The 22,279-nt window shown below is 67.0% G+C and carries 28 protein-coding genes; 9 read left to right on the forward strand and 19 right to left on the reverse strand.

Annotation, left to right across the window (positions count from 1 at the left end; all coding sequences use genetic code 11):
* The first annotated feature begins 10 nt into the window (after positions 1-10).
* Positions 11-781 (forward strand): ABC transporter permease, encoded by a 771-nt coding sequence (locus NV1_RS23805; protein WP_067895289.1) that lies wholly within the window; start codon positions 11-13, stop codon positions 779-781.
* Entirely contained in the window at positions 778-1,569 is a 792-nt protein-coding gene (locus tag NV1_RS23810; RefSeq protein WP_067895292.1) for an ABC transporter permease, read from the forward strand. The genes NV1_RS23805 and NV1_RS23810 overlap by 4 nt, the downstream gene beginning before the upstream one ends.
* A gap of 94 nt (positions 1,570-1,663) precedes the next feature.
* Here the strand turns inward: NV1_RS23810 and NV1_RS23815 are convergent, their stop codons facing one another.
* Positions 1,664-2,236, reverse strand: coding sequence for a class I SAM-dependent methyltransferase (locus NV1_RS23815; RefSeq protein WP_067895295.1), 573 nt, complete (start codon positions 2,234-2,236; stop codon positions 1,664-1,666).
* A 54-nt stretch (positions 2,237-2,290) separates the two neighbouring features.
* On the opposite strand from NV1_RS23815, the gene NV1_RS23820 reads away from it, so the two are divergent.
* Both NV1_RS23820 and NV1_RS23825 read left to right on the forward strand, forming a co-directional pair.
* Positions 2,291-3,100, forward strand: a complete 810-nt coding sequence (locus tag NV1_RS23820; RefSeq protein ID WP_245713882.1) for an AraC family transcriptional regulator — start codon at positions 2,291-2,293, stop codon at positions 3,098-3,100.
* Positions 3,101-3,210: 110 nt separating this feature from the next.
* On the forward strand, positions 3,211-4,170 hold the full coding sequence (locus NV1_RS23825; RefSeq protein WP_067895489.1) for an RluA family pseudouridine synthase: 960 nt from the start codon (positions 3,211-3,213) through the stop codon (positions 4,168-4,170).
* 10 nt (positions 4,171-4,180) lie between these two features.
* Here the strand turns inward: NV1_RS23825 and NV1_RS23830 are convergent, their stop codons facing one another.
* Positions 4,181-4,642, reverse strand: coding sequence for an EXLDI protein (locus NV1_RS23830; RefSeq protein WP_157117299.1), 462 nt, complete (start codon positions 4,640-4,642; stop codon positions 4,181-4,183).
* Between the two features lie 231 nt (positions 4,643-4,873).
* On the opposite strand from NV1_RS23830, the gene NV1_RS23835 reads away from it, so the two are divergent.
* From NV1_RS23835 to NV1_RS23850, 4 genes are all read left to right on the forward strand, one after another.
* Entirely contained in the window at positions 4,874-5,674 is an 801-nt protein-coding gene (locus NV1_RS23835) for a CPBP family intramembrane glutamic endopeptidase (protein ID WP_084525694.1), read from the forward strand.
* Between the two features lie 153 nt (positions 5,675-5,827).
* Positions 5,828-7,801, forward strand: coding sequence for a hypothetical protein (locus NV1_RS44635; protein ID WP_067895303.1), 1,974 nt, complete (start codon positions 5,828-5,830; stop codon positions 7,799-7,801).
* 101 nt (positions 7,802-7,902) lie between these two features.
* Complete coding sequence (locus tag NV1_RS23845; protein ID WP_067895306.1) at positions 7,903-8,583, forward strand: SGNH/GDSL hydrolase family protein; 681 nt, start codon at positions 7,903-7,905, stop codon at positions 8,581-8,583.
* A gap of 181 nt (positions 8,584-8,764) precedes the next feature.
* Complete coding sequence (locus NV1_RS23850; RefSeq protein ID WP_067895310.1) at positions 8,765-10,009, forward strand: acyltransferase; 1,245 nt, start codon at positions 8,765-8,767, stop codon at positions 10,007-10,009.
* A 19-nt stretch (positions 10,010-10,028) separates the two neighbouring features.
* Here the strand turns inward: NV1_RS23850 and NV1_RS23855 are convergent, their stop codons facing one another.
* The 17 genes from NV1_RS23855 to NV1_RS23935 all read right to left on the reverse strand — a co-directional run bounded on the left by NV1_RS23855 (position 10,029) and on the right by NV1_RS23935 (position 21,380).
* A complete protein-coding gene (locus NV1_RS23855) occupies positions 10,029-10,859 on the reverse strand; it encodes a DUF6585 family protein (protein ID WP_067895313.1) in 831 nt (276 codons plus the stop codon).
* A 242-nt stretch (positions 10,860-11,101) separates the two neighbouring features.
* Positions 11,102-11,413 carry a 30S ribosomal protein S17 gene (rpsQ, locus tag NV1_RS23860; RefSeq protein WP_067895316.1) on the reverse strand — a complete coding sequence of 104 codons (312 nt, stop codon included), beginning with the start codon at positions 11,411-11,413 and terminating at the stop codon, positions 11,102-11,104.
* Positions 11,410-11,649: a 50S ribosomal protein L29 gene (rpmC, locus tag NV1_RS23865; protein ID WP_040818715.1), complete on the reverse strand. Its 240-nt coding sequence runs from the start codon at positions 11,647-11,649 to the stop codon at positions 11,410-11,412. The genes rpsQ and rpmC overlap by 4 nt, the downstream gene beginning before the upstream one ends.
* Positions 11,646-12,062, reverse strand: coding sequence for a 50S ribosomal protein L16 (gene rplP / locus NV1_RS23870; RefSeq protein WP_067519522.1), 417 nt, complete (start codon positions 12,060-12,062; stop codon positions 11,646-11,648). Before rplP ends, rpmC begins: the two co-directional genes overlap by 4 nt.
* A gap of 3 nt (positions 12,063-12,065) precedes the next feature.
* Entirely contained in the window at positions 12,066-12,869 is an 804-nt protein-coding gene (rpsC, locus tag NV1_RS23875) for a 30S ribosomal protein S3 (protein WP_040818440.1), read from the reverse strand.
* On the reverse strand, positions 12,870-13,295 hold the full coding sequence (gene rplV, locus NV1_RS23880) for a 50S ribosomal protein L22 (RefSeq protein WP_067895319.1): 426 nt from the start codon (positions 13,293-13,295) through the stop codon (positions 12,870-12,872).
* Complete coding sequence (rpsS, locus tag NV1_RS23885; RefSeq protein WP_025347177.1) at positions 13,292-13,573, reverse strand: 30S ribosomal protein S19; 282 nt, start codon at positions 13,571-13,573, stop codon at positions 13,292-13,294. The genes rplV and rpsS overlap by 4 nt, the downstream gene beginning before the upstream one ends.
* 14 nt (positions 13,574-13,587) lie before the next feature.
* Positions 13,588-14,418 carry a 50S ribosomal protein L2 gene (gene rplB / locus NV1_RS23890; RefSeq protein WP_067895322.1) on the reverse strand — a complete coding sequence of 277 codons (831 nt, stop codon included), beginning with the start codon at positions 14,416-14,418 and terminating at the stop codon, positions 13,588-13,590.
* Between the two features lie 33 nt (positions 14,419-14,451).
* On the reverse strand, positions 14,452-14,757 hold the full coding sequence (rplW, locus tag NV1_RS23895) for a 50S ribosomal protein L23 (protein ID WP_040818433.1): 306 nt from the start codon (positions 14,755-14,757) through the stop codon (positions 14,452-14,454).
* Positions 14,754-15,437, reverse strand: coding sequence for a 50S ribosomal protein L4 (rplD, locus tag NV1_RS23900; RefSeq protein WP_067895495.1), 684 nt, complete (start codon positions 15,435-15,437; stop codon positions 14,754-14,756). Before rplD ends, rplW begins: the two co-directional genes overlap by 4 nt.
* Before the next feature lie 11 nt (positions 15,438-15,448).
* Entirely contained in the window at positions 15,449-16,114 is a 666-nt protein-coding gene (gene rplC / locus NV1_RS23905) for a 50S ribosomal protein L3 (RefSeq protein WP_067895325.1), read from the reverse strand.
* 14 nt (positions 16,115-16,128) lie between these two features.
* Positions 16,129-16,434 (reverse strand): 30S ribosomal protein S10, encoded by a 306-nt coding sequence (gene rpsJ, locus NV1_RS23910; protein ID WP_003938093.1) that lies wholly within the window; start codon positions 16,432-16,434, stop codon positions 16,129-16,131.
* 479 nt (positions 16,435-16,913) lie between these two features.
* Positions 16,914-17,468 carry a hypothetical protein gene (locus NV1_RS23915; RefSeq protein ID WP_245713883.1) on the reverse strand — a complete coding sequence of 185 codons (555 nt, stop codon included), beginning with the start codon at positions 17,466-17,468 and terminating at the stop codon, positions 16,914-16,916.
* Positions 17,469-17,511: 43 nt separating this feature from the next.
* The gene (locus tag NV1_RS23920; RefSeq protein ID WP_084525697.1) at positions 17,512-18,672 is read right to left on the reverse strand and encodes a hypothetical protein; all 1,161 of its coding nucleotides are present in this window, start codon (positions 18,670-18,672) and stop codon (positions 17,512-17,514) included.
* A gap of 126 nt (positions 18,673-18,798) precedes the next feature.
* Positions 18,799-19,260, reverse strand: coding sequence for a FixH family protein (locus NV1_RS23925; RefSeq protein ID WP_067895328.1), 462 nt, complete (start codon positions 19,258-19,260; stop codon positions 18,799-18,801).
* Positions 19,257-21,014, reverse strand: a complete 1,758-nt coding sequence (locus NV1_RS23930; protein WP_373864648.1) for a hypothetical protein — start codon at positions 21,012-21,014, stop codon at positions 19,257-19,259. The genes NV1_RS23925 and NV1_RS23930 overlap by 4 nt, the downstream gene beginning before the upstream one ends.
* A 156-nt stretch (positions 21,015-21,170) precedes the next feature.
* Positions 21,171-21,380 carry a DUF4351 domain-containing protein gene (locus tag NV1_RS23935; RefSeq protein WP_157117301.1) on the reverse strand — a complete coding sequence of 70 codons (210 nt, stop codon included), beginning with the start codon at positions 21,378-21,380 and terminating at the stop codon, positions 21,171-21,173.
* Positions 21,381-21,777: 397 nt separating this feature from the next.
* On the opposite strand from NV1_RS23935, the gene NV1_RS23940 reads away from it, so the two are divergent.
* Positions 21,778-22,254 (forward strand): hotdog fold domain-containing protein, encoded by a 477-nt coding sequence (locus NV1_RS23940; protein ID WP_067895339.1) that lies wholly within the window; start codon positions 21,778-21,780, stop codon positions 22,252-22,254.
* Positions 22,255-22,279 lie beyond the last annotated feature (25 nt).

The following is a 22,279-nucleotide window of genomic DNA, read 5'->3' on the forward strand; positions in this document are numbered from 1 at the left end:
TACACACAGCATGAGCGAACAGACCTCCGCCGCACTGCCGCCGACCGGCCCGCAGTGGCGCGCGCTGAGCGGGCGCACCGTGCGCGCCGCGATCCGCGAGGGCGACCTGGGGTTCGGCTTCCTCGCGCCGATGATCTTCTTCATGTGTTTCTATGTGCCGCTGCGGCATTCGATGGAGCGGTCCGGGATGAACTACGCGCAGTATCTGCTGCCGGTGATCATCCTGCAGGGCATGTTCTTCACGGCCATGTCGGCCGCCGACCGTGCGGCCCTGGACACCGCGAGCGGGATGGGCGCCAGGTTGCGGTCCATGCCGGTGCGGCCCTGGGTTCCGATGGCCGCGCGGATGTCGGCCAATGCGTCGCGAGCGGTCGTGGCGATCGCCGGTGCGCTGGTGATCGGCTCCGTCTTCGGATTCCGATTCCACGATGCCGGCAGCGCGGTGGCGTTCGTGGTCCTGGCCTTGCTGTTCGCCGTCGGCGTCGTGATCGGCGCCGATGTGGTCGGCACCGCGACCGGAAATCCCGAGATCGGCGCTCAGATCCTGTTACTGCCGCAGCTTCTGCTGATCATGGCATCGACCGGATTCGTTCCGGTGGAGGGCTTTCCGGGCTGGATTCAGCCGATCGTGCGGTGGCAGCCGGTGTCGGTGTGCAGCGACGCGCTGCGAGCGCTGGCCGCGGGCCGGTACGACTCGGTCAGCGGGGCACTGGCGTGGTCGGTCGCGTTGATCGTGGTGTTCGCCGCGGTGTCGGCACGAATCGGAAGGCGGGCGCGATGACCACGCTGACACAGCAGAACGACAACGCGACCGGACACGCGTCACTGGTCGGGCAGAGCCTGATCCACGCGGGCCGGCTGGTGCGCCGCTGGACGCGCGAACCCGAGATCATGATCCAGTCCCTGATCTTCCCCACCGCACTGCTGCTGATGTATCAGCTGGTGCTGAGCAGATTTCTGTCCGCGTCGTCGGGCAGGGCGAGTATCGAGGGTTTCGTCCCGCTGGTCGCGGTGACGGCCACGATGTTCGGCGCGATGGCTACGGGCACCTCGCTGCACGCGGAGGCCGAGAACGGTCTGCTCGACCGCTGGCGGGCGCTGCCCGGCTACCGGGCGGCCATCCCCGCGGGCAGATTGCTGGCCGAATGTGCGCGCACACTGGGCGCGACGGTACTGCTGCTCCTGGTCGGGGCGGCACTGGGACTGCGCTGGCACACCGGTGCGCCGGCCGCGATCGGCGTGCTCTGCGTCCCGCTCCTGCTCGTGGTGGGATTCGCGACGATGGTGATGGCGTTGGCGATGAGCCGCGCGGGCGCCAAGATCGTGGAGCTGTGCTCGATTCTGATCCTGCTCGGCATGTTCTTCAATTCGGGATTCGTTCCCGTGGAACAGTATCCGGGCTTCCTACAGCCCGTGGTCCGCGCCCAGCCGATGAGCGTGGCGATCGACGCCATGCGCGGCCTCATCTCCGGCGGCCCGGTGGCCATGCCGGTGCTGTACACCGCGCTGTGGTCGGTGGGCCTGACCCTGATATTCGGCGGCCGGATCATCCGCGGCTTCCGCGAATAGACGTCGGCGCACCCACGGAACGGCCCCGCTGGCGACGGATTCGATTCCGTCACCACCGGGGCCGGGGTGCCACGGCCATACCTGCGGTTCCTGCCTATTTCACGGGACGGCGTGCGCGAAAACGAAAGCTGGACAATCGCTTGTCGACCTCGATCTCGGTGAAGCCGGCGCGGGTCAGACGGTCGGTGATCGTCTCCGGCGGGACCGGCACGCAGGTGTCGCCGACATGCATCAAACGGAACGGCAATTGATCCAGACCGTCGCTGCCCGCGAACACGCCCCCGGGGCGCAGCACCCGCAGCGCCTCGGCGAACAGTTCGTCCTGACGCGACGGCGACGGCACATGATGCAGCATCGTGAAGCAGACGACCGAGCTGAATGTGTTCTCCGGCAACGGTATTGCCGCACCGTCGCCCTCGACCACCCGCAGTCGCCCCGCGTGCTTCGCGCGTAGACCGGCGGCCAGTTCCGGATCGATCTCGACACCGGTGAGCGACGCCGCGCGGTCGCCCAGCGCGTAGACGTTGGCGCCGTATCCCGGGCCGATCTCCAGTGCGGCATCGCCGAGGTCCAGGCCCGCCAGTGCCCACGGCACGATCTTCTTCGCGCTGGTGCGCTCCCACAGTGCGGAGCGGCACAGCACTCGGTGGAGGTAGTTCATTCCCATGACCCGACGGTAGGACGCCGCGGCGATGGCAACCAGACACTACAGTGACGGACTGTGTCGCAAAACGGCCACGCTCAGCTGCTCACCCCACCGCCGGGGGCGACCACGATGATCTTCGGCGCCGGCGACCTGCCGTCCGGCCATTGGTTCGATGTGCACGAACATCCACACCACCAGATCGCCTGGGCGTCACGGGGAGTCCTCGCCGTCCAGATCGGCGCCGGGCGCTGGGTGCTGCCGCCCACCAGGGCGCTGTGGATCCCCGGTGGCATCGCGCACCGCACGGGCACGTCCCAGGGCGCCGCGATGCGCGGCATCTTCGTGGAGCCGCAGCACGCCCCGCGCGCCTTCGCGACGCCGACATTGTTGCGAGTCGGCCGCCTGCTGCACGAGTTGTTCGACCACCTCGCCTCCGACGACGCCCGTGGCACGGACCACCACACGCACGCCCCGCGCGACCACGATGGCGCCGGCGCACGCCGACGAGCGGAAGCGGTCGTCTTCGACCTGCTCGAACCCGTGCAGGTGGTACCGGTCGGAGCGCCGCTACCGACCGATCCACGCGCCCTGACGGTGGCGCGATCGCTGACGCGGGATCCGGCCGACGACCGCTCCCTACCCCAGCTCGCCGCCGTGGCCGCCGTGAGCCCGCGCACCCTGGCCCGGCTGTTTCGGGCCGAGACCGGAATGACCTTCGGGCAGTGGCGAACTCAGATCCGGCTCGCGGCCTCGCTGCCGCTGCTCGCCGGCGGGCTGCCGGTGGCCCGCATCGCCGAGCGGGTCGGCTACGGCACCCCGAGCGCCTTCGTGGCGGCCTTCCACCGCGCGGTCGGCATCTCCCCGGGCCGATATTTCGCGCGGTGATCGCGGCCGTCGCGGTACCTGAACCGATGCCGCGGCCCGGCACGTACCCGGGCCGTGGATCGACGGGCGAACAACGGCCGGACGACTTCGTGCCGCTAGTCTCGTCACCGATGAGACGCAGGCAGAAGCCGCCGCTGCCGAAGCGGCACGGACTGGACCCGGCGCGGCTGCGGCTGCCGGACGAGGGTTCCTGGGCGACCATCCGCGATCACCTCGTGGAGCGGTTGCCCCGAGTCGCGCCCGCGCGCATCGACGAACTGCTCGCCGAGGGCGGCATCGTCGATATGGACGGTCCGATCGCACCGAACGCCCCCTATGTTCCGGGCGGGGCGGTCTGGTTCCACCGGGACCTGCCGCAGGAGACCGAGGTGCCGTTCCGGATCAGCATCGTGCACCGCGACGATCATCTGCTCGTCATCGATAAACCGCATTTCCTGTCCACCATTCCGCGCGGCAGGCACATCCTGCAGACCGCGCTGGTGCGGCTGCGTCGCGAGCTGGGACTCCCGGACCTCGTTCCGGCACATCGTCTCGACCGGGCCACCGCCGGACTGGTTCTGTTCGTGATCACCCCGGCCCAGCGCGGCGCGTACCAGAAACTGTTCGGGCAGCGCCGCGTGCACAAGGAGTACGAGGCGATCGCGCCCTACGATCCGGAGCTGTCGCTGCCGAGAACGATACACAGCCGGATAGTCAAGGAACGCAACATTATTCGTGCCTTCGAGGCGCCGGGAGAGCCGAATGCCGAGACCCGCGTCGACCTGCTCGGCCACCGCGGCGGGCTGGGCCGCTACCGCCTGCGTCCGCGCACCGGCCGAACCCATCAACTCCGCGTGCACATGAACGGCCTCGGCATCCCGATCCTCGGCGATGATTTCTTTCCCGAACTGACCGAGCGCCCCATCGACGACTTCACCCGGCCGCTGCAATTACTCGCCGCCACACTGGAATTCACCGATCCGATCACCGGGGCAGCCCGCCGCTTCGAAACCGCCCGAACCCTGCAGGCATGGACCGATCCCGCCGGCTGGTCGGCCGGGCTGCCCCCGAAACCACACCGCGACAACTGATTCCGGATATTCAGATGTCGAGATATTCGATGCGCGGCTGCTCGACGACGGCGACCACGCGACGATGCAGTTTCGGTGAGAGCACCCCGCGCAGATCGTCGAGGGTGTCCACGACCTCGACCTCGTAATCGCCCCAAGTCGGTTCGGCATCCGTATCCACGCCGAAACCGCCGCCGCCCAACATGTTCAGCCAGTTCTTCCAGTTGCCCTGGAAATTGGCCCGGGAGGCCATCTCCGCCCAGTCGAAACGCTGACGCTGCACCACGAATCTGCCCGAGCGCCCCTGATAGACCTTGGTCACCTCGACCTCGCGCTTACCGAATTCGCGGCCCTGGACCACGAATCGCCCCTCGAACCGTTTCGTCCGCGCACCGGCGGGGCCGTCGGCGAGCTCGACGGTCGCGAACTCCGCCTCGCGCTCGGTCGAGTCCGGGGCGTCGACCGGGACGGGCTGCGTCGAATCGATGGTCATGGGTTCCACCTTCCCTTTTCAATGCACAGATGCGCATCATTTGATTCATTCGAGGCGGGCTCGACCGCGACTCGCGGCGACCACCGCGGCATCGAGGGCCGCTCATCGCCGGGCCGACATCCCGCCTCGCCACCACTATACGTAGACGTATACATATAGCGCAAGGACCGAGCGGATCTCGTGACCAACGAGACAGGGCGAATTCTCAGCTACGAACGTAGACTGGACCCGATGTCTCGAAACGATAACGACGGCACACCGGTCGTGAGCAGTTCCGGCACGACCGCGCCAGTCCTCGCCGAACCGCCCGCGACCGCCGGGCCGGTTCGGCGGATCCACGCCTACGTGGACGTGGCCGTCGTCGTTCTCACCCTGGCGGGTACGAATCTGATCGCCCACTTCACCTCGGCGTGGGCCAATATCGTCACCGTCCCGCTCGCGGCGGTGGTTCTCGTTCTGTTGATGCGCCGGCGCGGACTCGGCTGGGCCGAACTCGGCCTGTCGCCGCGACACTGGCGGCGCGGCACGCTGTACGCGCTGGGCGCGGTCGGCATCGTGCTCGCCGCGGTGGCGATCGGGGCGGCGCTGCCGATCACGCGGCCGTTCTTCCTCGCCAACCGCTATGCGACCATCTCCGGCGCGCTGATCGCCTCGATGATCGTGATTCCGCTGCAGACGGTCATCCCCGAGGAACTCGCCTTCCGCGGCGTCCTACACGGCGCACTCGACCGCGCCTACGGCGTGCGCGGCGCATTCGCCGCGGGCTCACTGCTTTTCGGACTCTGGCATATCGCGTCCTCGCTCGGCCTCACCAACGGTAACCGCGGGCTGAGCGGAATTCTCGGCAACGGAGCGGCCGCACAGATCGCGGGAATCGCGCTCGCGGTCCTGGCGACCGGTGCGGCGGGCGCGGTCTTCACCTGGTTGCGGCGGCGCAGCGGCAGCCTGCTCGCGCCGATCGCGCTGCACTGGTCGCTCAACGGGGCCGGCGCGCTCGCCGCGGCCCTGGTCTGGCATACCGCGCTGCACTGATACCGCCATGAGGGCCCCTCTTACCCGAACGGATGTTCGGTGGAAGCATTGACCTCGGATGGGCCGGGCATTACTCTCACTGCGGTCACACATACGTTCGAGTAATCGGTTCGGCCGCTGCCGCAACCGCATCCGCACCCGGGAAGGCGCGCCATGCTCGACAACCGGTCGACCGGCAATTCCGAACCCTCCGACCCAGCCACGGCGGCCCCGTCCCCGGCGGCGGAGCAGGCCACCGCGACATCTCCGTCGGCCGCCGAGGCCGCGATCGCCGCCCTGGCGGATCGAGTCGCCACCGCTCGCGGAAAGCTGCCGCTGCAATCGGATCCGGCGCTGTTCGCCGAACTGTCCGAGGCCGAGATCGCCGCCGAACGCGATCTCGCGGAATGGATGCGCAAGCAGCGGCGGCAGCAACGCCGCCGGGCCGTGAGCGCCGAACTGGCCGCCGAGAAACGCGACCGCCGCGTCGCGCTGTCGGTGCGCCGCGCCGACGATGCCGATGCCCGCTGGCACCGGCGCGCCCTGGCCGCGCGACGGCGGGTGTCCAATCCCGACGCCCGCCTGGCCCAGCTGTATCGCCGCGCCGAATGGTCCTCGCGGGCGCTGATCGGTGTCGTCGTGCTCGGCATGCTGTGGGCCGGGGTGAACGTGCAGCACAATCTGGTCCCCAGCGGTGATACGTCCGATCCGCTGTACTGGCTCAGTTACGGTTTCGAGGCGATGATCTCGATCCCGATCATCACCATCATGGTCGTCGCGACCACCGCCGCCCGCTGGGGTCGCGAAATCGCCCGCGGCAAGGTCGTTTTCCTGGAGGCGGCGCTGCTGGGCGTGACCATCGCCCTCAATGCGGGCCCGCATCTGGTGGCTGGCGAGCTGGCCCGCTCCGCCGAATCCGCGGTCGCACCCGTCATGGTCGGCGTGGTGATCTGGTTGCACGCCTGGGTTTCCGCCCGCTACGCCCAGCTGATCGATGCCATTCCCGTCGATGACGACGCCAGTCCCGACCAGCCACCGCGACGATTCGGCCACACCACGGTCGAATTCGGCGAGCCCCGTCCCGCCACATTTCCCGAATTCAACGCCGAGCCAACCGATTCGGTAGCCCTACCCATGGGCCGCACCGCTCGCACCGCCGACGGCACGGATACGTTCGCAACTCGGTTCGACCCCGCCGCAGGCTTTTTCGGCACGCCCGCCGCGAACGCCGAATTCGCCGCGCCCGTCGCACCGAACGACATCGCGGCCCCGTCAGCGACTCCTCGGCAACCCGCCGGACCACCCAACCCCCACGGCGACAACAGGACCACCGCACACCACCCGGCTCCGCAGCATTCCGCCGCGCCGCCCGTAACCGAGCCACAGCAGCCGACGCCATACGACAAAGCCACGAACCCCGCCCAACCGGATACCGCCGATTCCGTCCCGCTTCCCGAGAACACGCGCACCGCCGAGGCTCCCGACGTGGCAGCGCCTCCGAACAACGGGATCACAACCCGACCGACCGGCACCGAGGCGGCAACCCGCCCCGCATCGATCGTCGCCGGCCCCGATTCCGCCGATGACACCGAACTCGCGCGGAACGCGACTCGGCAGCCCGCCCCCAGCGCGTCCGCCGCGGCGGACGCGTCACCGGAGCGGACCGAGAACACCCGCCCTGCGCATGCGCCCGCCCAGCATCCCGCTCAGCGCGCGGCCGCGATGAGTGAGTCGGTCGAATCCCCCCACCGAGCCGCGAGCGCTCAGCAGGGCACTCAGCTCGCCCTCGACGAACAGGCGGTCGCCGAAGCGGCGCCGCGACGGCCGCGCCCGAGAATCGTGCCGGACCCGGAGCCCGAGACACGCGTACAGAACCGCGACGCATCCGAGGCGCACGACGCGTGGGACGACGGTGACGAGATCGACCCGGACAGCGACGAGACCGGCGTCTGGGCGGTGGCGCGCGAGATCTCCGCGCGCCGGCTGTCCAAACTGCCGGTCGAACAGCTCGCCGAGGTCCTCACCCTCGCGGACGAATCCTGGACTCCGGCCGCGATCGGCGCGTCGATCGGCCTGCCCGGCTCGCGCGTCCTCGGCATCCTCGAGGCCGCGCGCCGGCTCGCCCGCCCGTACGCGGTCAGCAGCTGAACGGAAATCGGACCATCGCCGACCTCGCGATTTGTCCGCGTGGCGTAGTTCACCGGGCGTCACAGCTTGACCCACTCTTACAACCTGATAACACTGACTGCGTGAAGCGCGTTTCGAGATTCGGCATCTACGGCACTGTCGTCGCGGCGGCGACCGTAATCGGATTGGGTTCCCAGCACGGTCACGCGGGCGCCACCGGACCCGAAGCAGCGCAGGATCGCCCGGCGCTGGCCGTGGTCGGGGCATCGATCAGTGACGGGGTCGGCGCTGGGTCGGCGCAGAAGGGCTGGCCCGTACTGCTGGCCCATCAGCTCGGCTGGCGTTCCACGGTGAGCGCCGATCCGGGCGCCGGATACGTCGCGCCGGGCTATCACAAGCTCGGGCCGATGGAACGCCTCCTCGGCAAGCTGCAGCTGGCCACCGACCACCCGACGGTGGTCATCGTCCAGGCCGGATACAATGACATCGGTACGTCGCCGACCGAGTTGGCCACCAATGTGCGCCAGGTCATCGGCGAGATCCGCACTCAGGCCCCGGACGCGGCGGTCGGGGTGATCACGGTTTTCCCGAAGGGTGAGCCGACACCGGCCGCATGGGCCACCGACAAAATCATCGTGGCCGCGGCCAGATCGGCCTATCCGAACGTATATGTCTTCGATCCACTGTCTTCACATTGGGTATTCCCCACAGTGGCAGACCGGCTCCATCCCACCGCAGCCGGTCATCAGTGGATCGCCGACCGGCTTGCCTCGGATTTCCGGCATTACGGTCTGACCCGCTGACATCGGGCCGAGCGCCCACGCCGCCGGCACAGCCGATTCGGAGGAATCGATCAGTCGGCTCACAGGCTCGGTGGGGACGATGGCGTTGACGGCCGGACCGAGGGAAGTGTATGAGGCAGTTCGAAGATGGGGTAGTCGAGACGGAGGTGGCGACATTGATCGCCCGGGTTGCGGTGGCCTGATGAGCATCGGCATCGCACCCCCCACCGTCGCCACGCAGTCCGAGGTTCCAGCCCCGCGACGCAAACGACCGCATCTCCATCAGGTCGACCTGTTCCGGATTCTCACCTTCGCCTGTGTCATCGGCGCGCACGTGGTCGGCAACTCGATCGACGCCGGCAATACCGCGGCCAACGGCGTGGTCATGCCCCTGCACTTCACCCGGGACGCGTTCTTCGCGCTCACCGGCTTCGTGCTGATCTACCAGTACCGCGGTAAGTCGCTGGACACCCGGGCCTTCTGGCGTAAACGTTTCCCGCTGGTCGGCATCCCGTATCTCGCCTGGTCGGTGATCTACTGGGGTTATTCCGTCCTGGCCGGACTGCATCCCGGAGAAACGATCCGCGGCGCGCTGTGGCGGCTGGTGTTCGAGACAGCCACCGGCGGGGCGTGGTATCAGCTGTACTTCCTGCTGGTGACGATGCAGGCATATCTGCTCTTCCCCCTGATCATGCGACTGCTGCGCGCCACCGAGGGCAATCACCGGTGGGTGCTCGCGGCGAGTGCGACACTGCAGCTGGGCGTGCTGTGGTGGCTGGTGCACCCGCCGACGCTGACCGGACGATTGCTCGGAATCTGGAACCACCTGTACGCCACGGCGATCCCGTACCAGTTCTACATTCTGCTCGGCGCGATCGCGGCCTGGCATATCGACGCGGTGACCCGCACGGTGCGCCGACTCGGCCCGTGGTTCGTGGCGGGCGCGATCGTGGGGCTGGCGCTTGCCGAGCTGTACTTCCTGTGGCAGACGCGGCAGATGCCCTCCTGGCAGGCCAACAACGTGTTCATGCCGCACCTGCTGTTCTGCTACGTCCTGATCATCGTCGCCGTGTACACGGTGAGCAGTTGGTGGGCCGCGCACAGACGTGAGCACGACCTGTTCTCCCGGGCCGTACGCTTCGGCTCGGACCGATCGTTCGGCATCTTCCTGTCACATCCGATCGCACTGCAGGTGCTCGCACCGGTCATCCCGGCGGTGCAGAATCATCTCGGGCTGTTCTGGGGCACCGTGCTGCTGTATCTGACCGTCGTCGCGATGGCGATCGGCATCACCGAGGTGGCGCGCCGCATCCCGGGTAGCCTGTGGCTGACCGGCCGGCCGATGCTGCACACCGATCCGCTCGCCCTCACCGGACGCCTACGCCGAGCGCATCCGTCCGAATCGGCGCCAGCCGCCGAGGATCTGCCACTTACTCCGACCCGCTGAATCCGCTTCAGCGAGTTTCCTACTGCGTGCCGTCGGTCAGTTCCGCCGCCGCGGCCATGCGCAATCGTTCGGCGACCTCGTTGAAGATATAGAAGTTCGGAATGGATTCGATGGGCGGCAACGTGACCCAGCGACTGCCGGACTTGAATCGGATCAGACCGCCCTGGGCATCGATCGTATCGACCTGCTCCCAGGGATAACTCGCACCCGCGAAGGCCAATTCGGCCAGATCCACGACGATTTCGCCGAACGGCACGCTCTCCCCGGCATCGATCGCGGCCACCGCGCGCGGGAGTTGTGTTGCGGTCACCGCGGATTGGATCGCCGGGCCCCATTCGTGCGCGCAGTCGAATTGGCGTTCGTCGAAGGATTCGTGCGAACCGTCCGGCCCGTCGAGGGTCAGGGAGTATTCGGCGGCCGAACCCGGCGACGGGATGACCGACTGCCGCACTTCGGCGGTGTCCCAACGGAATGCGGTGATCTCCTGCCCCGATCGATACACCGTCAGACCGTGCTCGAACAGGTCCATCCGGGCCGTACGGACCGCACCGGTGAGACTGCCTCGCAACCAGGCCGCCGCCAACGGAACCAGCGCGAGAATCGCGAATACGATCGTGCCGGTCCACCATGAAGCGGTCGCGCAGATCCCCGCGACGATGGCCAGACCGCCCGCGATCAAGCCGCAGCCGCGCACGAAGATGTCGTCACTCATCGATGCGGGCAGAAACGTCTGGCGATGCGCGCCCAGCTTCTGATATTCGGCCATCAAATGAACCAGCTTCGTCAGTGGCACCGTCGGCCGCTCGCCAGTTCCCCCGGCCCCCTGCCGGACCGTGCTCGGGGTGGTCACATCATCCCTCCATACGCGGGTTCTCCGCGCGAAGCGTATTCCACTCGCCCGAATCTTTCTACCAGTGGGCACGATATCGCCCGATCCGGGTGAACAAAAGTAATTGGCTCCCCGGATATTTCGTTATCGAACCGCATATCGCCGGCTATCGCAACCGACTTCGCGCCGCCGAATACGCCGAAGGCCCGCTTTCCGGGAAGGAAAGCGGACCTTCGGTTTTCGACTCGGAGAGCCGGAGAGGCCTACTTGGCCCGCTCCAGGACCTCGACCAGACGCCAGCGCTTGGTGGCCGACAGCGGACGGGTCTCCATCAGCTGAACGCGGTCGCCGACACCGGCGGTCTCGTTCTCGTCGTGCGCCTTCACCTTGGAGGTGGTGCGAATGATCTTGCCGTAGAGGGGGTGCCGGTGACGGTCTTCCAGCTCGACGACGATCGTCTTGTTCATCTTGTCCGAGACGACGTAGCCGACGCGAACCTTGCGGCTGCCACGCTCCGTCTCCTTGGCCGGCGTCTTGGCCGGACCCTTCTTTTCACTCACGCTGCCGTCGCTCATGCGGCGTCTCCCTCAGTCTTGGGACCGGTGGCCAGACCGAGCTCGCGCTCGCGCATGACCGTGTAGATGCGCGCGATCTCGTGGCGGACCACACGCAGCCGACGGTTGTTCGTCATCTGACCCGTCGCCATCTGGAAGCGCAGGTTGAACAGCTCTTCCTTCGCCTCACGCAGTGCGGCGACGAGCTCGTCCTGATCCTTGTCCCGCAGCTCTGCGGCCGGTGTTCCGCTCATCAGAACTGCTCCTCCCTCGTCACGATCCTGCACTTCATCGGGAGCTTGTGCATCGCGCGGCGCAGGGCCTCACGAGCGGTCTCCTCGTTGGGGTAACTCATCTCGAACATCACCCGGCCGGGCTTGACGTTCGCGATCCACCACTCGGGCGAACCCTTACCGGAACCCATGCGGGTCTCGGCGGGCTTCTTGGTCAGCGGACGATCCGGGTAGATGTTGATCCAGATCTTGCCGCCACGCTTGATGTGGCGGGTCATCGCGATACGCGCCGACTCGATCTGCCGGTTGGTGACGTAGGCGGGCTCCAGAGCCTGGATACCGTATTCGCCGAACGCCACCGAGGTGCCACCCTTGGCCATGCCGGAGCGGCCCGGGTGGTGCTGCTTGCGGTGCTTGACCTTGCGAGGCATCAGCATGGGTCAGCCCTCCTGAGGTGTCTGCGCCGGAGTCTCCGCCACAGCGGTGGCGGCACGCCCGGCCTCGGTGCTGGTCGCGGTGGTACCGGACGAACCGGACCGCCGCGGACGGTTCGGCCGCTCCCGGCGCTCGCGGCGCTCACCCGACGGAGCAGCGCTGGCCGTGACCTCGCGCTTGCCGCCGACGATGTCGCCCTTGTAGATCCAGACCTTCACGCCGATGCGACCGAAGGTGGTCCGAGCCTCGTACAGGCCGTAGTCGACGTCCGCACGCAGCGTGTGCAGCGGAACGCGACCCTCACGGTAGAACTCCGAACGCGACATTTCCGCACCGCCGAGGCGACCCGAGCACTGCACCCGGATGCCCTTGACGTTGGGCGAACGCATGGCCGACTGGATGGCCTTGCGCATCGCGCGACGGAATGCCACACGGTTGGACAGCTGCTCCGCGACACCCTGAGCAACCAGCTGCGCATCCGACTCGGGGTTCTTGACCTCGAGGATGTTCAGCTGCACCTGCTTCTTGGTGAGCTTCTCCAGCTCGGCGCGGATGCGGTCGGCCTCGGCGCCACGACGGCCGATCACGATGCCCGGACGCGCGGTGTGGATGTCCACCCGGACGCGATCACGAGTGCGCTCGATCTCGACCTTCGAGATGCCGGCCCGCTCCATGCCCGTGGCGAGCAGCTTGCGGATCGCGACGTCTTCCTTCACGTAGTCCGCGTACTGCTTGTCCGCGTACCAACGCGACTTCCAGTCGGTGGTGATACCGAGGCGGAAGCCATGGGGGTTGATTTTCTGTCCCATTTACTTAGCCCCTCCCTTCCGGCGGCTACGAGCCGGGGCGGCAGTGGGCACGCTCTCGACCTCGATGGTGATGTGGCTGGTGCGCTTGCGAATCCGGAACGCACGGCCCTGTGCCCGCGGCTGGAAGCGCTTCATGGTCGCGCCCTCGTCGACGTACGCGGTCGAGATGACCAGCGTCGCCGGGTTCAGGCCCAGGTTGTTCTCGGCGTTGGCCGCGGCCGAGGCCACGACCTTGGCGACCGGCTCGCTCGCGGCCTGCGGCGCGAACTTCAAGATGTTCAGCGCGTCCTCGACCCGCTGGCCGCGAACCATGTCCACGACGCGACGCGCCTTCATCGGCGTCACGCGAACGTGCTTGGCAGTGGCGCGTGCGGTCGGATTCGAATCAGTGCTCAGCTGCGCTGTATTGCTCTTCGCTTCGCTCATCGCCGCTTGCTCTTCCGATCTTCCTTGACGTGGCTCCGGAACGTGCGGGTCGGTGCGAACTCACCGAGCTTGTGCCCGACCATGTTCTCCGACACGAACACCGGCACGTGCTTGCGGCCGTCGTGGACCGAGAACGTGTGGCCGATGAAATCGGGGATGATGGTCGAACGCCGCGACCAGGTCTTGATGACCTGTTTGGTGTTCTTCTCGTTCTGGACGTCCACCTTCTTGAGGAGGTGTTCGTCGACGAACGGGCCCTTCTTCAGGCTGCGTGGCATGTCTTAACCTCCTCTTAGCGCTTCTTGCCGCGACGGCGGACGATGAGCTTGTCGCTCGGACGGTTGGGTTTACGAGTACGGCCTTCCGGCTGACCCCAGGGCGAGACCGGGTGGCGACCACCGGAGGTCTTGCCCTCACCACCACCGTGCGGGTGGTCGACGGGGTTCATCACGACGCCTCGGACCGTGGGGCGCTTGCCTTTCCACCGCATGCGGCCGGCCTTGCCCCAGTTGATGTTCGACTGCTCGGCGTTGCCGACCTCGCCGATGGTGGCGCGGCAGCGCACATCGACGCGGCGGATCTCGCCCGACGGCATACGCAGGACGGCGTAGGCGCCTTCCTTACCCAGCAGCTGGATGCTCATACCGGCCGAGCGGGCCAGCTTGGCACCGCCGCCGGGACGCAGCTCCACCGCGTGCACGGTGGTACCGGTCGGGATCGAGCGCAGCGGCAGGTTGTTGCCCGGCTTGATGTCCGCACCGGCGCCGGACTCGATGCGAGTGCCCTGCCCAACGCCCTTGGGGGCGATGATGTAGCGCTTCTCGCCGTCCGCGTAGTGCAGCAGCGCGATGTTGGCGGTGCGGTTCGGGTCGTACTCGATGTGCGCGACCTTGGCCGGGATGCCGTCCTTGTCCAACCGGCGGAAGTCGATCAGACGGTAGGCGCGCTTGTGGCCGCCGCCGCGATGCCGGGTGGTGATCCGGCCGTGCGCGTTGCGACCGCCGGACTTGCTCAGCGGACGCAGCAGCGACTTCTCCGGGGTGGAGCGAGTGATCTCGGCGAAGTCCGAGACGCTCGCGCCACGACGGCCCGGCGTCGTCGGCTTGTATTTACGGATTGCCATGAGTTCTTCTCTGCTTTCTGGACTCTCCGCCGCTTACGCGACAGAGCCTCCGAAGATCTCGATGGGCTTGCTGTCGGCCGAGATGGTCACGAGCGCGCGCTTGGTGCTCTTGCGCTGGCCGTAACCGAAGCGGGTCCGCTTGCGCTTGCCCTGACGGTTGGCGGTGTTGACGCTGGTCACCGTGACGCCGAAAACCTTCTCGACGGCAATCTTGATCTGCGTCTTGTTCGAGTCCGGGTGCACCAGGAAGGTGTAGGTGCCTTCCTCGATCAGTCCGTAGGACTTCTCGGAGATGACCGGCGCGAGCAGGATGTCGCGGGGGTCGGCGATGGTGGTCACTTGCTCTCCTCCTGTGCAGCTGCCTGGTCAGCTTCCGAAGGGCCGTGCACAAAGGCGTTCAGCGCCTCGACCGAGAAGATCACGTCGTCGCTCTTGAGGACGTCGTACGTGTTCAGCTGGTCGGGAGCGATGGGGTGCACGCCCTGCAGGTTCGCCACGCTCTTCCACGCGGTGACATCCTCGCGGCCGACGACGACCAGGATGTTCTTGCGCTCCGACAGCTCGGAAAGAAAAGTCTTGGCCTGTTTCGTCGAGGGGGTCTGTCCCGCAACGAGTTCGCCGATCACGTGGATGCGCTCGTTACGCGCCCGGTCCGACAGCGCGCCACGCAGTGCGGCGACCTTCATCTTCTTGGGCAGACGCTGGGAGTAGTCGCGCGGCTGCGGGCCGTGCACGGTGCCACCACCGGTGAACTGCGGCGCGCGGGTCGAGCCCTGACGGGCGCGGCCGGTGCCCTTCTGGCGGTACGGCTTCTTACCACCGCCGCGGACCTCGCCGCGGGTCTTGGTCGCGTGGGTGCCCTGGCGAGCCGCGGCCTGCTGGGCCACGACGACCTGGTGCATCAGCGCGACGTTGGCGGTGACGTCGAAGATCTCCGCGGGGAGTTCGACGGTGCCGTTGGTCTTGCCGCCCGGCTCTTTGACCGGAAGCGTCAGGTTGGTCTTCGTTTCAGTAGTCACGGCCTCGGTACTCACGCGCGTGCACCACCCTTCACTGCACTCTTGACGATCACGACGCCGCCCTTGCGGCCCGGGATCGCACCCTTGATCAGCAGCAGGCCGTTCTCGGCGTCCACCTTGTGGACCGAGAGGTTCTGCGTGGTGACGCGGTCGCTACCCATCCGGCCCGACATCCGCATGCCTTTGAAAACACGGCCAGGCGTGGAACATCCGCCGATCGAGCCCGGACGGCGGTGCACGGCCTGCGCACCGTGCGAGGCGCCCTGGCCGCGGAAACCGTGGCGCTTCATGGTGCCGGCGAAGCCCTTGCCCTTGCTGGTGCCGGTCACGTCGACGTACGCGCCCTCTTCGAAGACCTCGGCGCTGAGCTCCTGGCCGACCTCGAAGGTCGAGGCGTCGGCGACGCGGATCTCGGCGACGTGGCGGCGCGGGGTGACGCCGGCCTTGCTGAACTGGCCGGAGACCGGCTTGGTCACCTTGCGCGGGTCGATGGCTCCGAAAGCGAGCTGAACGGCGGAGTAGCCGTCGCGCTCCACGGTGCGGATCTGGGTGACGACGTTCGGGCCCGCCTTGACGACGGTCACGGGAACGACGCGGTTCTTCTCGTCGAAGACCTGGGTCATGCCGAGCTTGGTGCCCAGGATGCCCGCGGCCGGACGGCTCTTGTTGTCAGTCATATTCGAAGTCCCCGTCACTGAATGTTGACGTCGACGCTGGCCGGGAGGTCGATGCGCATGAGCGCGTCAACCGTCTTCGGCGTCGGGTCGAGGATGTCGATCAGCCGCTTGTGCGTACGCATCTCGAAGTGCTCGCGCGAGTCCTTGTACTTGTGCGGCGAACGGATGACGCAGTACACGTTCTTCTCGGTCGGCAACGGCACCGGCCCGACGACGCGGGCACCGGTGCGGGTCACCGTCTCGACGATCTTGCGCGCAGACGCGTCGATCGCCTCATGGTCGTAGGCCTTGAGCCTGATGCGGATCTTCTGTCCCGCCACGCTGAGTGTCCTTTTCTCCGCTTGTGCTTGCTCTTCGCTGTGGTAAGCGATCCGGGAGTCGCCTCCCGAAGCACCCTCATTTGCATGCCCGAACCTACGAAGACAGCAGACGCATCCGTACTTGCCTCGACCGGTATCTCTTCGAGAGAGGCTGACCGATCCATCGCCGCTGTTCATCTGTCATGGTTCTTCCGGTCCACGCGGTCGGGCGTGTCGCCTTTCCGCTCATTCTTCGGCCACGGATAACTCTCCATTGGGCCGGAAGAACGCTGTCCCGGACGTATCCGCGCCGGACTCGACACCGATACTGATTGGGTACTGCCCGCCTCCGCCGATCGTGCCTGGTACCCGCGGATTTTCACCACAGACATAGGCCACCCGGTGAAGGCAACCCGACAAGTATGCACGAGCCCCGGCGCGGACTTCAAATCGGGGTCCTGTGAGCCCGGCGACCCGGCGCGGATGCCGCCGGGCGCTCGTCAGATCGTCAGCGGCAACTTCGCCGGGCGCAGCCGGCGCCACACGACCACGAGGAAAATAACCAGCCCGGCCAGCGGGAGCAAGCCCAACGCCCAGCTCAGCGGCAGTGGCGGACCGGGTTGATCGAGGACCCGCACACCCCGCAGTGTTCCCTCGCCGCGTCCCTGCGGTCCGTCGATGGCGAAGGTGAAACTGTAGTCGCCGGGGGCGTTCAGGGATTTCACGTCCAGGCCCCAGGAGTCGCGTTTGCGCGGATGCCGCACGAGCGGCTGCACCCGGCGGGTGGCCCGGCGATCCGGTCCGTTGATCTTCAGGGTTCCGGATTTACCGGTGATGCCGCCGTCGGGCAGGAAGGTGAAGTCCAGCGACTGCATGGCCCGGATCGGCCACGTGGTGAATCCGACGGTGAGGTCGTACGGCCCGGCCTGGACCCGTTCGGTGTGCACGATGTTCACCGGTTGATAGGCGGCGGCCGGACCGGTCGTGATCAGGACCAGCGTGACCGCCGCGAGCAGGAGCGCCGCCAGTCGGCGCAGGGTGGCGCGGTGGGTCACGACCGCACCTCGGCGCCGCGGCGATCGTGCGTGATGCGTTGGGTCACAAGGTCTCCCGTGGTGCGAGGGTGCGCAGCATGGCCGCGAAACGTCCGCCGAAGTATCCGGCGACGAGTCCGAACGGGATGCCCAGGACCGCGATGATGACGAACATCGACGCGCTGATGTGCGCGACCGGATCGGTCAGGATCGTCTGCAGCGGCAGGCCGATGCCGAGGATGACCCCAGTGACCACGCCGGTCGCCGGCAGGGTGCGACGCGGTTCCGCATTCCGGGCCCTGGCCAGCGCGAACATTCCCTCCACGGCCACCGCGGCGACGATCAGGAACATCGGCATGATGCTCGGGAACGAGGGCGGCAGCGGCAGCAATCCGTCGCGCAGCGGCAGGCCCACGGCCGAGGCGTACACATGCGCGGCCCACGGCGAGAACCACCACAGCAGCCCCTGCGTCACACTCATCGCCACACCGATGGCCAGGGCGGACCCGGTCCGGCCCAGGACGACCGCGCCCATGATCAGCAGCATCGGTGCGAACAGCACGGTGGCGGCGACCATCGCGTCGACCGGCAGACGCAGATTGTTCAGCCCGTCGGCGGGGATCGGGGCGTAGGAGATCAGCAGCACGACCGCGAACACCAGCCCGATGCGCCCCCACAACTCGTCGCGGTGTGCGGAGAACACGATGACGCTGCCGATCATGGTTGTCGAGATCGAGAGGAACAGCGCCACGTGCGAGGGGGTGTTGAGGACCGCGTCGAATCCGTAGATCGAATGCCACTCCAGGTCGAACAGCCCGTAGAGCAGGAACAATGCCGCGCCAGCGCCGGAGACCATATAGCCGATCGGTGCGGTGAGCGTCCCGCCGAAGACCCGGATCGGCGTGCCGCCCGCGCGTGGCACCTCCCGGCCCGCCCGCTGTGCCGAGGTCATCAGCATTACCACGGCGAGACTGGCGAACCCGGAGATCGCGCTGCCGGAATAGAGGAACAGATGCGGCAGGGTGAAGAAGGTATCCGGCCCGACGTCGTTGTGCCACTGGATATCCCAGCTGGTTCCGACCGTGGTGACGACGATCCCGAGCAGCACGACCCAGGCCCCCGCCCGTGCCGTCGTGCCGGTGGCGGCGGCCACGGTGATCGGGCGTGCCGTGCTCGCCGCTCGCTCACCGCCGGACGCGGTGTCGAACGGTATCGAGGTGCTCATGGCGTCTCCCCTGTCTCGGGCTGCGACCAGGTTGTCGCCTCGTCGGTATCCGGCAGCGATCCGGTCGGTCGCTCCCTGTTTTCACGCATCGCGCTGCTCCTTCCGGTGCTGCCGCACCCCTGTCACTCATCCGCTGATCCACAGCGGTACGGAAAGCCGATCGGTCGTATCGCCGATCACGATGGACAGCCGCAGATCCCACGGCCCGGTCATCATGAACGGCACATCCTGTGCGTGATAACGACCCCCTCCGCTCGAGGTCGCGGTCACCGGCGCATTCGCGTACCCCATCCGCGGTTCCACCGCCTGCACCTCGACGACGGCGCCGTTCACCGGATGTCCCGCGCGATCGGCGATGTCGATATCGATGCCGGTGTCGCCGATGCGAGAACTACCCGATGTCACAGTGACGATGTGATCGGCTGTGCCGCCGTGCATTACGAGATGTCCGGGTGGACTCGGCCACAGCAGCCACCCCACCAGCGCGATCAGCGCGACCACGAGCGCGAGAACCGCGGCTACCCGTAGCGTTCGGGCGCGCGAGGTGTGGTCGACCGGCTCTGCTGTGGCCGCCGGACTCGCCGTCATCGTGATCCTCCCGCGGCGACGTCGAGAACGATAGGAATTGTGAGCACGGTGTAATTCCGTTCCACCTGGATCCACACCCGGTAGCGGCCGGGGGTCGCGAAGGTGTAGGTGAACGGGACCGCCGGGCCGTATGCGGCAACGGTCTCGTCCGGTGCGCTGTCGCCGTTCACCGGCGGCATCAGCATCGCGCCGCCGGGAGCGCTGCTGACCGAACCGTCACCGCCACCCGGCATTGTCGGCGTTGGCCGAGCACTCGATTCCGAGCCGTGGTACATCCCGGGCAGATCCGGCATCGGCGCAGCGCTCGTACCGGAATCGTCGTTCATACCAGGCATGTTCGGCATATCCGGCATGGTTTTCGGGCCGGAAGTCGTTGTCCCGCCGGCGGGCTGGTTGCTCATCCCCGGCATGGACATGCCGCCCATGGAGTGCGCGTGCCCCCAGACGGGAGCACTCTGCACGGCTGTGCCGATATCGGTATCCGAATCGGGAAGTGGTCCAGCGACGATCATGTGCCCAACCATGCCGAGCCAAGGTTGCAGGTCGGGAGTGTTGCCGACGGTCGCGTCGAGAGGTATCGGCGTACCCGCGGTTGCGGCGGTGGTGGCCAAGGTGATCGGGGTGGTGTCGGCCTCGGTCGATGCCGTCGTGGCACCGTTGCCGAGGTGTATCGGATTCGCGGTATGCGGCGGTGACGCGCTGGTGCTGGTGGCCTGTCCCGGCGCTACGGTGAATCCTTCTGCGGCGCGGACCATTTGCACACCTCCGCCCCGCCGCGCCAGTTCGGCGGACAGCGCATAGTGCCCGGCCTCGGGCGGGGCGAGGCGAATCCTGAAGCGGCCGGGCGCGATTCGAATCGGATGCAGATGCCAGAGCTGACCGCTCGGCCCGACCACCAGCAGGTGGATCAGCGCACTGTCCTCGATGACCAGATCGTCGACGGCCGCGCCGGTGGCCGCATCGGTCAGGTTCAGATCCAGATCACCCGGCTGCCCGGCGCTCAGCGGCGCACCGCCCAGGGCGAGCATCACCGGCGGCCGGGAGAAGTCCGAAATCAGTGGCCGCCCAAGAGCATACGGGTTGCTCACATTGTCCACATCGGGATCGAGCTGGACGCCCGGCTGCGGTGGCAGCGGCAATGACGCGGACAGCACCGCGGCGGTGATCGCCACCGCCAATCCCGCAACCATCCCTCCGGCGGGCACCACCGCCCACGCACCGCGCCGCGCCCGAACCGCCACCAGAATCGAAACCGGCAGCAACACACCGGCAGCCAGGAATCCACCGTAAACGAAACGTTCCGGCGGCGTAGTCACCTGTTTCGACACGACGAACGGAATCCGCGCGACCCGCTGCCCGTCGCTCACCGCCAGCTCCCAAGGCCCGGCCCGATCCACTCGCACCGTGGTCCAGTACATCCCGGGCGCACCACCGAGCTGAATCGTCCCGCGAGCAGTGGGAGCACCCGGCGCGGGCGACGACGCCGAGGACGAGGCCCCGGTCGGCGTCACGGCCAGGGTCAGCCCTCCCTCCGCGGTCCCCGCATGAGTGACCACCTCGACCTGCAACGGCCCCGGCACCGACGTCACCCGCCGCAACACAACGGTCAACTCCCGACCCCCCAACGTCTGCGCGACAGACACATCCCCACCCGAAGACGGCGCATCAGCTCCCGCAACCCCGCCCGCGCCCATCAGCAAGAAGACCCCCATGAGCGGGAGAAGGCCCCACCGCCACACCCGCCCGATAGCCATCACAAGCCCATCGTAGAAACCCCCACCCCCGATTCCATCACCTCACAAGGTGATCCCCCCTCCCCCGCAAGAGTGATGCACCCCGAGAAATCCCCCGGTATCCCTATGCGCCGCAACGCCTCACCCGCCCCCGGCGCTCCGAGCATCCCGAAATACTCAGTCCAACACTTCATCCAGCGTGCTCGCGGTCAACACCCGCTCGGCCCACACATCCAACGTTTCGACATCAGCCGCATAAACCTTCTCCTCGACAGAAGAACTCAACGACCCGAACTTCAGAGCCAACTGCTCGAGCAACATCGCCGCACGACCACGCGCTTCACCGCGCGCTTCACCCAGCGCTTCGCGCATCTCAGCCGTTGTCACGATGACCTCCTTGGCGATGGGTCCGAGTTGTTCGGCGAAGGATTCGAACTCGCCGGGGTACAGCTTGCCAACATATTCAATGTACGTCGCGATGACCTGGAACGCCTCCCTGCCATAGGGCCTTCGAGGATGACACGGAAGAGCATTTTACGAACCAACGCGTCGTGCGGATTGGAGGGATCGGATGTCATGCCGAATACCGTACGCGAAAATGCCGACAAAAGCCCAAATCGCCTGCATGGCAACTTATTTCAATACTTCAATTCACCAACCGGCCGAATAGCAGAAATACAAATGGGAAATTACTCGAATGGAACATTTCTCGAACGGACTTGTTGCAGGGAACCAGGTCGTCAACCACCTCTCCCCAGAACTTACTATCGAGTAAGATAGGGGCATGACGAACGAGACCGCCGCCTTCCGCGGCTGGAAGAAGCTCCCCGACAACCGTATCGGGCATGCGCTGTTCTCCCTGGGCATGGTCGCCCGGGTGCCCTACTTCGGCACCATCGTTCCGAACGTCGTGCGGCTCGAACCGGGCGTCTGCGAGGTCACCGCCCCGAAATGGTTCGGTATTCACAATCACCTCGGCACCTTTCACGCGATCGCCGCCTGCAACCTCGCCGAGGTCGCGATGGGGATGCTCAGCGAGGCCACCGTCCCCACCACTCACCGCTGGATCCCCAAGGCGATGAACGTCCAGTACCTCGCCAAGGCCGAATCGGGCCTGCGCGCCATAGCCCAACTTCCGGAAATCCCCGATTTCAGCGAAATAACCGAGGGCCGGGACCTCACCGTCCCCGTCTCGATCTACGACAAGCACGGCGTCGAGGTCGTCCACGCCGACATCACCACCTGGATCACCCCGAAGTAGCCGGCATCGCTCGGACCCTCCCGCT

Origin of the sequence: Nocardia vaccinii NBRC 15922 (assembly GCF_001613305.1) — a bacterium.
In the GTDB taxonomy this organism is placed as follows: domain Bacteria; phylum Actinomycetota; class Actinomycetes; order Mycobacteriales; family Mycobacteriaceae; genus Nocardia; species Nocardia vaccinii.